The following is a 12,482-nucleotide window of genomic DNA, read 5'->3' on the forward strand; positions in this document are numbered from 1 at the left end:
TAGAAAAGCATCTAATCCAAATGCTGTTTGAAACCGCGCTGCTGATCGCGTTCCCAATCTCTATCTTTCAGTGTCTTACGCTTATCGTGCAGCTTTTTACCTTTGGCTAAGCCGATTTTACATTTCACTAGCGAGTTTTTCCAATAGACCTCTAACGGCACACAAGCATAGCCTTTTTGATTTACCGCACCGAATAAAGTATCAATCTCTTTACGGTTTAATAGCAGCTTACGGGTACGAATGCTGTCAGGATCAACATGGGTTGAGCTCGATAACAGCGGCTGAATGTGTGCACCGAATAAGAAGGCTTCATTACCACGGAACACTACATAAGCCTCTGTGATACTCATCTTGCCAGCGCGAATTGCTTTCACTTCCCAGCCTTGCAATACCAGACCAGCTTCAAAGGTCTCTTCAATAAAATACTCATGCCGCGCTTTTTTGTTAGCGGCAATCTGATTGGACGGTTTTCTTGATTTCTTCGCCATAAATAATGTCTCATTAAAATTTAAACCGACTGGCTACGTAATATCTATATTGCCAATGGTTTGTCGTGCATGTCCCTAATCTTAAAATAGCCACAGAATAATAAAGTAGCCTTTAAGTTAGGTCGAGCCGACAGTATACCAAATTTGACCGGCTCACTTTTTCGTCGCTTTGTAAGCAAGTATAGGTCGTAAGCTTGCAACAAACAGGTTGAGATTTAGACAATATTCTCCCTGTGACTGCTAAAAAACTACCCAAACTCACCAAACACCTTGCTAATTAGCTTACCTCAATGCCTAAAATTTGTTACGATAAGCGCTTATTTTAAAGCCTATTTAATCATCATGAATAAATCGTCATCGCTGTACACAAAAGTCGTCTACCCTGGCACCTTCGACCCCATTACCAATGGTCATATTGATTTGGTTAACCGCGCCGTCAAGCTCTTTGATGAAGTGGTTATCTCTGTGGCACTTGGACATCACAAAAAACCCATGTTTAGCTTCGAAGAGCGTGTCACCTTGGTAGAAGAGGTGTTTGCCGACCTACCCCAAGTATCGGTCGTCGGCTTTGAAGGTCTCCTAGTTGACTTTATGCGTGAGCAAAAAGCGACTGCCGTATTGCGTGGACTTCGCGCCATGTCCGACTTTGAATATGAATTTCAGTTGGCCAATATGAACCGTGAACTTGATGATAACTTTGAAGCCGTATTCTTAACGCCTGCGCCTGAGTATTCGTTTATCTCATCGACCATGATTCGCGAAATAGCTAAGCTAAACGGTGATGTCAAAAAGTTTGTACCGAACAATGTGCAGCAAGCGTTTCATGACAAACGTGCGAATGACTGGAAATAGGCAAATATTTTAGAGGTTTAGCGATAATGTATTGCTGATTTAATAGATGGGCGTTATATAACGGCCTATTAAATCACTTTTGAGCCGTTTATTCTAAATTGACTAGGAGCATAAAATGGCCTTAATGATTACTGATGAATGCATCAACTGTGATGTGTGTGAGCCTGTTTGCCCTAACGATGCTATTTATGAAGGCGAGGATATCTACGAGATTAATCCTGACCTTTGCACTGAATGTGTTGGCCATTTTGATGAGCCACAATGTGTTGAGATTTGCCCGATTGACTGTATTCCTAATGACCCAAACCATGTCGAATCTGATAATGATTTGATGGCAAAATATAAGCGGATTACGGGGCAGAAGTAATTTACCTCTGCGTTCATTCTCTTTTTTTATTTATTCTCTTTTTTACCCACTGTGCAATTAACTACACCCTCTTCTAAGCAAAAGCCTAAACTTTCTAATGGATCGAGCCTATCTTTATGTCAAATCATGACATCGAAAAATCAAACGCTAATCAACCAAACTTCCATCGCAGTACTCTCGGCTTACTCGTCGCTTGTACGCTTGGCATAGGCTTAACAGGGTGTAGCGATAAACTACCTCAAAACTCTGAGTCTAATCCGATTCTCGCCAGCAAAGCAGATAACACCAATCAATCAGCGGCCTCTCATTCAAATAAGTCATCCACAAATACCACTCAAGACCAAACCCCAGAATTATCCGCTACGCCAGAGGGTGTCGAGCAGGTCGTGAATGCAAACAACCAATTTGCGTTATCTCTGTATCGCTATATTAATAATCATCCTACAAAATCTGCGAGCAACGTGTTCTTCTCTCCCTATAGCTTATCAACGGCAATGGCGATGCTATATGTCAGCGCTGAGGGTGAGACAAAACAGCAGATTCAAGATACATTCCACTACCCTGCTCTAAATATCCTTAATCCTAACAGTGGCGAGCTTTATCATCGTTTTAATGCGCAACATGACGATTATAAACTGGCAACTACCAATAACTTATGGATGCAGCAAGGTCTTATAGCCAACAAGCACTATATCGATACGGTCAAGAAATACTATGGTGGCGAGGTCAAAAATCTTAATTTCAGTGGCAATCCTGAGGGGTCACGTAAAACCATTAATGACACCATCGAGCAGCAAACCAATAATATGATTGTTGATTTATTGCCCTCCGGTAGTATTGCCAATAATACCGTCACTGTATTGACCAATTCAGTGTATTTTAAGGGTGATTGGCAGATGCCATTTCAGCCTAGAAACACGAGTACTCAGCCGTTTTATACCTTCGACGGTGGTCAAGTTGATAGTCATCTGATGTATCAAGAAAAGTCCGTGGATTATCTTGAAAATAACCAAGCCCAAATTATCCGCCTGCCTTATAAGGGTGACGATTTATCAATGCTGGTGGTATTACCCAAAGAAATATCCAAACAAGCGATGGATAATCTGGTTAATGGTTTAACCGTTGATACGCTTAAACAGTGGAATCAAGGTTTAAACCGGCAACTGCTTGATTTGTATCTGCCTAAGTTTAAGCTGCAAGAGAGCTATAAATTAAAGCCTGTATTAGGTAATATGGGTATGCCCAAAGCGTTCACCAGTAATGCTGAGTTCGATATTTTTGATAAAGCCAATGATATTAATGAACTGCTGTATGTGGATGATGTGATTCATAAAGCGGTAGTCGAAGTGGATGAAACCGGTACTGAAGCTGCTGCGGCAACTGCCGTTACTATTAATGCGGAAAGTGCGAAGATGACAACTGAATTTAAAGCAGACCACCCCTTTATGTTTGTAATTCAGGACGATAAAACCAATACGATTTTGTTTATGGGTCAGGTGAATAAGCCGAGTGCTTAGGTTAATACTTACCATTAATAGAATTTAAAAAGGTTGTGATGCTTACCGTGATTTAAATGTACGATGGTTTTAGTAGTTTAATTTTGCACAGAAAAAGCCCCTAGCATGGGGCTTTTTCATGGAATATATCTTAAAAAACTATGAGCAAAAGCCATTTAATGCAGTAACTGTAATGCGAATATTGAGTTTTAGCCTCTTGTGAAATCAATTTCGAAATTATCCTTTTTCAATCCACTACTCTTCAAATTAAAAACTGGTATTCTTATCACTTGGTCTATGATGTTCAAAATACCATTATTTAAACCCTTATATGAAAACCACTCAAATCAACTAAGATAATTTAATTAAATCATGAAAAAGATGAAATTATTACTACACAAACTTATATTGTTTTTATTTATCTTCAATATATACACTTTCACCGCTTCTGCTTCAAACTTAATAGAGATTAATAGACTAGCTCAGCAAGGGGATGTAAATGCTCAGTTTAATCTCGCTAAGAGTTATATGGAGCATAAAGATACTAATAACGATGTGACACAAGCATTAATCTGGGCTGAAAAAGCTGCAAAACAAGGCCATATTAAAGCAATGGTACTGGCTGGGCATATCTATTACGATGAAACTCATAATGAACATAGTTACTCGAAAGCATATAAATGGTTTAAAGAGGCTGCCGAGAAAGGAGATGCTGATGGTTACTATGGGCTTAGTATTATGTATCACAATGGTCATGGAGTTCAGAAAGACACTAAAAAGGCTAATGACTTGCGCTTAAAAGCTGCCCAAAACGGTAGTTCAGGTGCGCAATATGTCTTAGCTGTAATGCTAGCAAAGTCCGATCCTATTGAGTCTACGAAGTGGTTTGAAAGCGCTGCTAAGATTGAAGCTGAGAAAGGTGATTTAGATGCTCTATTTGGTACAGCCACAATGCTAAATTTCTACGCTAGTGAGACACCACAGAATCATGCCCTAGCCTTCAAATGGTTTAAGGTAGCTGCTGAGAAGGGGCATCCACCATCACAGTGGCAGCTTGGAACAATGTATTATGAAGGTGAAGGTGTCAAACAGGATTATAATAAAGCTATGGAGTGGTATAAGAAGTCTGCCGATCAGGATTTTACTATGGCCCTATTATATCTTGGACATATGTATCAAAGCGGTACAGGCACTAAACAAGATTATAATGAAGCTATTTTATTTTACACCAAGGCTGTCGAGTTAGGTAATTCTAAGGCATACACTATGTTAGGGTTTCTTTATAGCGAAAAAAACGATTACTTTGAGTCTTTGAAATGGTTTAAAAAAGCTGCAGAACACGATGATGGAATGGCGCAACTTATGATTGGTTATATGTACCTCGATGGAGAGGGGGTTAGACAAAGCTATAGTATTGCCAAAGAGTGGTTTGGAAAGTCTTGTGACAATGGAGAGCAAGACGGTTGCGATCAGTACAAATCATTGAAGATGAAAGGCCACTAGTCTAATCTTCAAACGATTATATGTTGTACAAAAAATTGGGCAATAGATAATAATATTGCCCAAACTACTAGAGAAGTAATACTCAAACAAGATCTTTAACAAGTCAGATATTAATAAACCTACTTAGTCTGGTATTTCAAATAGTCCTTGATAATAATCACCTTTCTTATCACAAGATACTAATAAGTCTGTTTGAATACCGTCCTTAACGATATATCCAGAAAAGTAGTCAGGTTCATCGAAATTAACTTGGTAGGTTACATTGTATTTTTTAGCAGTTTCATCAATTCGGTTTTTGCATTGCTCCATAGTATACGACTCTCCACCGACAGCCTGAGAACTTGTGACTCCTGATGAATGTGAATCACTACTATTCCCACATCCTAATAGCATCATGGAAGGAAGAAGAATTAAAAGGCTTTTAAATATGTACATACTATCAGCCTATTTTTGTGTACAGACGAATTTTACAATGTCTTCATCTGTCCAATCAGGTGGGGTCACAATCCAATCACCAAGATCAGCTTGGTGAACACTTTCAAGATTCTCCGATGAGTATTTCCTCATCTCATTACTAGAACAGTTAATCTGCATCCTTGCATAGGTATCACTCGTATTTCCTTTACGAGTATATTCAATTGTTTCAATACCATCTTCGGTGGTTTGCGAGGTTAAGAAATATCGACCGTTTTCATGCGAATCTGACATTGGTATTGAGATACCCTCAGATGCATCACTTACCGAATCTTCGGCCGACAATTTAGATGTATCATCTGATGATGAGCATGCAACCATAAACAACCCTAAAAAAAGTGCTAATGCCGTTCTTTTCATATAATAATTCTCACCTAATTAATAGTCACTATATTTAGCTTTTATTACATCCGCTTAATCTAATAATTCTAGCTTGGCTACACCTACTTAGCAATAAATCTCACTTATCTACAAGATGATCCAGACCATCACAAACAATTAATTGAAAGCTATCAAAGATATATTTAACAACTAAGTAAGAGTTTGAATAAAGCGAATACCAGTATTCAGCATTTTTCATAAGCCAAGCTATTAGAAATAGATATAGTCATTTATAACGCTCAACTTGAACCAAATTCATGGTAAAATGAGCGTTATTCTTTTTTGCCTACCCTCTGCACTACCTCTTTTATATTCTATTGTTTATTTAAATCATTACCTAGGTCATCCCCATGTCTGCTGAAACCATCGCTCGCACTGCCTTTAAACAAGGCGTGACTCCTTTATACGACTACGATAAGCACTGGGCAAGCTGCTACGAGCCTGCCCCCTTCTTGCCGATGAGCCGCGCCGAAATGGACGAGCTAGGCTGGGATGCGTGTGATGTCATCATCATCTCAGGCGATGCCTATGTCGATCACCCAAGCTTTGGCATGGCGATTATTGGTCGTTTGCTAGAAGCACAAGGCTTCCGAGTCGGTATCATTGCGCAGCCTGATTGGACCAGCAAAGATGCGTTTATGGAGCTAGGTAAGCCAGTTTATGCTTATGGCGTAACCGCCGGTAATATGGACAGTATGATTAACCGCTATACGGCCGATCGCCGTATTCGCAGTGATGATGCGTATTCACCTAATAATGCACCAGACAAACGTCCTGATCGTGCGGCAATTGTGTACAGTCAGCGCTGCCGCGAGGCTTATCCTGATGTGCCAATTCTTTTAGGTGGTATTGAAGGCAGCTTACGCCGTATCGCACATTACGATTATTGGTCAGATAAAGTACGCCGTAGTATCTTGCTCGACAGCCGTGCAGATGTACTGTTATATGGTAATGCCGAGCGTGCGATTGTCGATATTGTACATGGATTATCAAAGGGCTATACCTTTGAGCAAATGAGCGATTTGCGCGGTACCGCTTATCTATTGACGCCATCACGTCGGCACTGGAAAGCGGGCATGATTGAGATAGAAAGTAATGATGTGGACACGGTCGGCCGTGTTGATCCTATTATCAATCCGTATGTGATGACCGAAGATTTAGACAGCTGCTCTATCGAAAAAGAAAAAGGCCATTCTGAAAGTAAAGTCAGCCAAAGCTTATCAGCGATGGAGCGTCAATATAAAGGCTTTAAAGCCGAGCCTGTCGATAATAAGATTATCAATGCCGATCAAGTTAACGATGACGTGCAAGTGGTCAAAATGGTGGGGCTTGAAATCCCTGAGCCTGAGCACAGACCTAAGAACAATGCACCTAAAACAGCACGTAAGCACAAGCTAAAGCTGCCGCCTCGCGAAAAGACGGTAATTCGCTTGCCAGATTATGAGCAAGTAAAATCAGATTCCGTACTTTATGCACATGCCAACCGTATTTTGCATTTAGAGACCAACCCTGGTAACGCGCGTGCGCTGGTTCAGCGTCATGGTACCGGCGGTGGTAACTCAAGAACTGACATTGATGTATGGTTAAATCCGCCAGCAATTCCATTATCAACCGAAGAGATGGATTTTGTTTTTGATTTACCGTATGCCCGTGTACCACACCCAAGTTATGGCGATGCGCGTATTCCGGCGTTTGATATGATTAAATTTTCGGTCAATATCATGCGTGGCTGTTTTGGCGGCTGTACCTTCTGTTCAATCACTGAACACGAAGGCCGTATTATTCAAAACCGCTCTGAAGACTCTATCTTACGTGAAGTGGAAGCCATTCGGGATACCGCACCGAACTTTACGGGTGTGATTTCAGATTTGGGTGGCCCGACTGCCAATATGTATCGTCTCAGCTGTAAAGATGAGAATATTGAGAAGAATTGCCGTAAGCCATCTTGTGTCTATCCAGACATCTGTGAAAACCTATTAACCGATCACAGCAATCTGACCAAGCTGTATCGTAAGGCCCGTGATATTAAGGGTGTGAAGAAAATTCTAATTGCCTCTGGTCTACGCTATGACTTAGCGGTAAAAGACCCAGAATATGTGAAAGAGCTGGTGACCCATCACGTCGGTGGTTATCTAAAAATTGCGCCTGAGCATTCAGAAGAAGGCGTGTTATCGAAGATGATGAAACCGGGTATGGGCTCATATGATTTGTTCAAACAGATGTTTGAGCAATACAGTCAAGAAGCTGGTAAAGAGCAGTATTTGATTCCCTATTTCATCGCAGCGCATCCAGGTACTACGGATGAAGATATGATGAATTTAGCATTGTGGCTCAAGCGGAATGACTTTAGAACCGATCAGGTTCAAGCCTTCTACCCAAGCCCAATGGCGACAGCGACCACTATGTACCACACCCACAAAGATCCGCTGCACAAAGTGACACGCAGCGAAGGCGATGTGGACATTGTGAAATCAGGCAAACAGCGTAAATTGCACAAAGCATTCCTTCGTTATCATGACCCGAAAAACTGGGGTATGTTACGTGCTGCGCTTAAAAGCTTGGGCCGTGAAGATTTGATTGGTACTGCACGTCACTGTTTAATTCCGCCATTTAACTCACGTTTAGAAGGTCGTGACAGTCAAGATACCTATCAATCGGCTCGTAAGAAAAACAGCCGTGTGGGTTCAGACTCAGTGAAGCGTCAGAATAACTCAGCGGGTAAGCCTGCAACCAATAAGCGCTCAAGTGGTAAGCAAATTAAAAAGGGTAATTTCCAAACTCAGCATACTGGTTTACCGCCACGCGCTACAAAATAGCAGATTAGCTATTTAGACTAAATTCGCCATAAACTTGACATAATAATTGCCTCACTGTTAACCGCAGTGGGGCTTTTGTTTATCTCAATTATATCGTCAATATAATATGCTAAACTGACGCTGACTTTGATTAACACTACATATTACCCCTCATATTTTTAAGAATTACCCTTTAAGAGACATCCGTTATGACCCTTACATTCCAAAAACAATTATTAAAAAAATCTCCAGCTTTAACCAAAGCCTCATTGATAGCACTCGCCATTGCGGTCGCCGGCTGTAATAGCAACAGCACCGAAGCCAAACAAAATGATGCGAATGCTTCTAACTCTGTGAACGCAGCCACTCAGGCCGATCCTGAATCTGACCCACAAGTGGTCGCCGCCTTAGAGAAAAACTTCAAAGCTTCAGGTTTCGAGCAAAAGATTATCTCCGCTGTGCCTACTCAAATGGAGAACATCTACTGGGTGACCAGCGAGGGCATGCCCGCATTCTTTAGCGACAAAGAAGGCAAACACATTATCCAAGGTCAAATCGTTGAAATTGGTCAGCCGCAACCGGTCGATATCAGCTCCGCACTTATCGCAAAATCGGCTAAAAAGAAACTGGCTGAAGTCGATAAAGACGAGATGATTATTTATCCCGCTAAGGGCGAAACCAAAGCGGCCGTTTATGTCTTTACCGATGCCGACTGTCCTTATTGCACCAAGCTGCATTCAGAGATGGATGAGATTAATAAGCTCGGCATTGAGGTGCGTTATTTAGCTTGGCCACGCAGTGAGCAAAGCGTACCTAAGATGCAAGCCATCTGGTGTAGTGATGATCGCGTTAAAGCGATGACTCAAGCAAAATCAGGTCTGCCACTATCGACTAAATCTTGCGATGACCCAGTTCGCAAACATATGCAGCTTGGCTTAAGCTTGGGCGTGAGCGGCACCCCTGCTATCTTTACCGAGTCAGGCAATCAAATCGGTGGCTATCTACCTGCACAGCAATTAGCAGAAGCAGCCATTGCTAACTAATTTGCCTAACGTAACCGCGGTATGGAATATGCTAATCGCTTTATTCACAGCAGATTGGCTGCTAATATAGAGTACGTTTTGGACTCAGCCGTCAGTTAAACTCAGCACAGTTAAGTGACTTTTAAAGCGCTGCCGTGTTACCGTTTATTAACCGCTATATTTTAACCTTCTAAATCCGTATTATTTAGTTTTTTAATATCAGGGTGGTACTATTTGCTAGATAGGCTGACCATACTCTCAAATGGACTAACCCTAAAACAATCCTGACAGCTTGCCTTGATTGCTGACGTATTGTTAGGCAAATCCAAATGGCCACTGTCACCGCTTAACCCTATATACACTTATAATAATGCTTGATAACACTACTGAGGATACCGTGAGTAAATCAATTAAACTTGCCATATTAGGGCTAGGTACTGTCGGCACGGGCGTGCTTGACCTACTTAAAGATAACTTGTCAGAACTACAAAGACGTAGTGGTCATGACATTGTTATTACCCAAGTCGGTACCCGCCGCCAACGTGATGATATTGACCAAAGCATCAAACAACAAAGCAATTTAATGGCGATCGCTGAAAGCGATGATGTCGATATTATTGTTGAGGTCATTGGCGGTATGACTGTCGCCAAAGACGTGATTATCCATGCGATCAAAAATGGCAAGCATGTGGTTACTGCTAACAAAGCGCTACTGGCCGAACATGGTAATGAGATTTTTGCCTTAGCCGATAAGCACAATGTACATGTGGCCTATGAAGCAGCAGTGGCTGGCGGTATTCCTATTATCAAAGTAATGCGTGAAGCGCTTGCTGCCAATAACGTGAACTGGCTAACTGGTATTATTAATGGTACGGGTAACTTTATTATGTCTGAGATGCGTGACAAAGGTCGCGACTTTGATGACGTTTTAGCCGAAGCGCAAGCACTCGGTTATGCCGAAGCTGATCCGACCTTTGATGTCGAAGGTATCGATGCGGCGCATAAGCTGACCCTCCTTGCTTCTATCGCTTTTGGTATCCCATTACAATTTGACAAGGTGTACTGCGAAGGTATCACCAATATTACTTTGCAAGATGTGACCTATGCCGAAGAGCTTGGTTATCGCATTAAGCATCTAGGCTTTGCAGTGCGTCGTTATAACGATGAGAACAGCCGTAGTATTAACAAAAAAGCCGACGGTATTGAGCTACGCGTTCATCCAACCCTAATTCCAGAAGATAAGTTACTGGCCAACGTCAATGGCGTTAAAAACGCAGTATTGGTCAATTCTCACCCACTGGGCCAGACTTTATATTACGGTGATGGCGCGGGTGCCGGTGCGACTGCTTCTGCGGTTATGGCCGATGTAATGGATTTAATCCGAGTGCTAACTGTTGATGATTATGGTCACCATGTCCCACATTTGGCCTTTATGCCAAATCAGCTGTCTGATACGCCTATTTTACCGGCAGAAGATATGATTACAGGTTATTATCTTCGCCTGCAAGCCAAAGACACCCCAGGTGTGCTTGCTGATGTGACTCGTATCCTAAGTGATGCAGGCATTAACATTGATGCTATTTTGCAAAAGCCTGCGCATCAAAAAGGTCAGGTGCCTATTATTATCCTGACCCTACCGGTTGTTGAAAGTCAGATGAATGTCGCCATTAATAAGATTGAGAAGCTCGACGCCATCACCTCAGATGTGGTGCGTATTCGCTTACATGAGCTTGATTAGTTTTTCGTAATTTGTATATTATAAAAATAACTGTTTAACAAAATATCGTTAAACCCTATAAACGTAGCAGTTTTCGGCCTATTCAGCGCTTACGTATAGGCCATTTAATAAGGATAATATTATGTCATCAGATTCAATTGTTATTGTAAATGGCGCACGTACTCCTATGGGCGGCTTCCAAGGCGCCCTTACTGGTGCTAATGCCCCTCAGCTTGGTGCCACAGCTATCAAGGCTGCTGTAGAGCGTGCCGGTGTTAAGCCCGAAGAGATTGATGAAGTTATCATGGGCTGTATCTTGACCGCAGGTGTCGGTCAAGGTCCTGCTCGTCAGGCCATGCGTCAAGCAGGCATTCCAGACAGCACTGGTGCAGTGACGATTAATAAACTATGTGGCTCAGGCCTTAAAGCCGTGATGCAAGCACACGACGCTATTAAAGCTGGTAGTGCTGAAATCATTGTTGCAGGTGGTATGGAATCGATGACTAACGCTCCATATGTTCTGCCGCAAGCACGTGCAGGCCTACGTATGGGTCACAAAGAAATCAAAGACCATATGTTCCTTGATGGCTTAGAAGATGCTGATACCGGTAAGCTAATGGGTCAGTTTGCTCAAGAAATGGCAGACAAAATAGGGTATACCCGTGAGCAGATGGATGACTTTGCTATTGAGTCATTAAATCGTGCGTTAACAGCAATCTCTGAACGCCACTTTGATAATGAAGTTACGCCAGTGACCGTTAAAAACCGTAAAGGTGAAATGGTTGTTGATACTGATGAAGAGCCAGGTCTGGCTAATGCAGAGCGTATCCCTACCCTGCGTCCAGCTTTCGCAAAAGACGGTACAATCACTGCAGCAAACGCCAGCTCAATCTCTGACGGTGCAGCCGCGGTTGTTGTCACCTCAGAGCAAGTAGCAAATGATAAAGGCCTTGATATTCAAGCGCGTATCGTTGCGACTGCCACACATTCTCGTCACCCTTCAGAGTTCACCATTGCACCTATCGGCTCTATAGAAAAAGTACTAGAAAAAGCAGGCTGGTCAGTTGATGATGTGGATCTTTGGGAAATCAACGAAGCTTTTGCTATGGTAACGATGGTAGCAATGGATGAATTAAACATTCCACATGCCAAAGTAAACATCGAAGGCGGTGCTTGTGCTCTAGGTCACCCAGTAGGCTGTTCAGGCGCACGTATCCTAATAACGCTTATCAACTCATTGAAGCGTACTGGTGGCAAAAAAGGTGTTGCCTCATTATGTATCGGCGGCGGTGAAGCAGTAGCCGTTGCTATTGAACTCCCATAAGCGTATTTAAGCATTAATTATAGGTTTGAAATAAAAGCCCAAACCTAAGTTAATTACTAAATA

Annotated in this window: 11 protein-coding genes; 8 read left to right on the top strand and 3 right to left on the bottom strand. The window is 42.1% G+C overall.

Translation table 11 applies throughout. The features are described 5' to 3' along the window. Positions 1 to 11 precede the first annotated feature (11 nt). The gene (gene smpB / locus AC2SLM_RS01770; RefSeq protein WP_486543322.1) at positions 12 to 488 is read right to left on the bottom strand and encodes an SsrA-binding protein SmpB; all 477 of its coding nucleotides are present in this window, start codon (positions 486 to 488) and stop codon (positions 12 to 14) included. A 342-nt stretch (positions 489 to 830) separates the two neighbouring features. On the opposite strand from smpB, the gene coaD reads away from it, so the two are divergent. The 4 genes from coaD (at position 831) to AC2SLM_RS01790 (ending at position 4,706) form a co-directional block, all read left to right on the top strand. After that, the gene (gene coaD, locus AC2SLM_RS01775; RefSeq protein WP_486543320.1) at positions 831 to 1,340 is read left to right on the top strand and encodes a pantetheine-phosphate adenylyltransferase; all 510 of its coding nucleotides are present in this window, start codon (positions 831 to 833) and stop codon (positions 1,338 to 1,340) included. A 115-nt stretch (positions 1,341 to 1,455) separates the two neighbouring features. Then, on the top strand, positions 1,456 to 1,707 hold the full coding sequence (locus AC2SLM_RS01780) for a YfhL family 4Fe-4S dicluster ferredoxin (protein ID WP_486551605.1): 252 nt from the start codon (positions 1,456 to 1,458) through the stop codon (positions 1,705 to 1,707). 116 nt (positions 1,708 to 1,823) lie between these two features. Next, complete coding sequence (locus tag AC2SLM_RS01785) at positions 1,824 to 3,224, top strand: serpin family protein (protein WP_486551607.1); 1,401 nt, start codon at positions 1,824 to 1,826, stop codon at positions 3,222 to 3,224. A gap of 351 nt (positions 3,225 to 3,575) precedes the next feature. After that, positions 3,576 to 4,706: an SEL1-like repeat protein gene (locus tag AC2SLM_RS01790; RefSeq protein ID WP_486551609.1), complete on the top strand. Its 1,131-nt coding sequence runs from the start codon at positions 3,576 to 3,578 to the stop codon at positions 4,704 to 4,706. 123 nt (positions 4,707 to 4,829) lie between these two features. Here the strand turns inward: AC2SLM_RS01790 and AC2SLM_RS01795 are convergent, their stop codons facing one another. Together AC2SLM_RS01795 and AC2SLM_RS01800 are read right to left on the bottom strand one after the other, a co-directional pair. Beyond that, the gene (locus AC2SLM_RS01795; protein WP_486551611.1) at positions 4,830 to 5,141 is read right to left on the bottom strand and encodes a hypothetical protein; all 312 of its coding nucleotides are present in this window, start codon (positions 5,139 to 5,141) and stop codon (positions 4,830 to 4,832) included. A 9-nt stretch (positions 5,142 to 5,150) separates the two neighbouring features. Then, on the bottom strand, positions 5,151 to 5,501 hold the full coding sequence (locus AC2SLM_RS01800; RefSeq protein ID WP_486551612.1) for a hypothetical protein: 351 nt from the start codon (positions 5,499 to 5,501) through the stop codon (positions 5,151 to 5,153). Positions 5,502 to 5,911: 410 nt separating this feature from the next. Here AC2SLM_RS01800 and AC2SLM_RS01805 point away from each other — a divergent pair, with 410 nt between their 5' ends. From AC2SLM_RS01805 to AC2SLM_RS01820, 4 genes are all read left to right on the top strand, one after another. Next, positions 5,912 to 8,377 (top strand): YgiQ family radical SAM protein, encoded by a 2,466-nt coding sequence (locus AC2SLM_RS01805; RefSeq protein ID WP_486551614.1) that lies wholly within the window; start codon positions 5,912 to 5,914, stop codon positions 8,375 to 8,377. A 188-nt stretch (positions 8,378 to 8,565) separates the two neighbouring features. Next, positions 8,566 to 9,399 (top strand): DsbC family protein, encoded by an 834-nt coding sequence (locus AC2SLM_RS01810; protein ID WP_486551616.1) that lies wholly within the window; start codon positions 8,566 to 8,568, stop codon positions 9,397 to 9,399. A gap of 376 nt (positions 9,400 to 9,775) precedes the next feature. Further along, positions 9,776 to 11,116, top strand: coding sequence for a homoserine dehydrogenase (locus AC2SLM_RS01815; RefSeq protein ID WP_486543310.1), 1,341 nt, complete (start codon positions 9,776 to 9,778; stop codon positions 11,114 to 11,116). A 121-nt stretch (positions 11,117 to 11,237) separates the two neighbouring features. Continuing rightward, complete coding sequence (locus AC2SLM_RS01820; protein WP_486551618.1) at positions 11,238 to 12,419, top strand: thiolase family protein; 1,182 nt, start codon at positions 11,238 to 11,240, stop codon at positions 12,417 to 12,419. The last annotated feature ends 63 nt before the right edge of the window (positions 12,420 to 12,482 follow it).

The sequence above is a fragment of the Psychrobacter sp. CX16 genome (genome assembly GCF_057396245.1).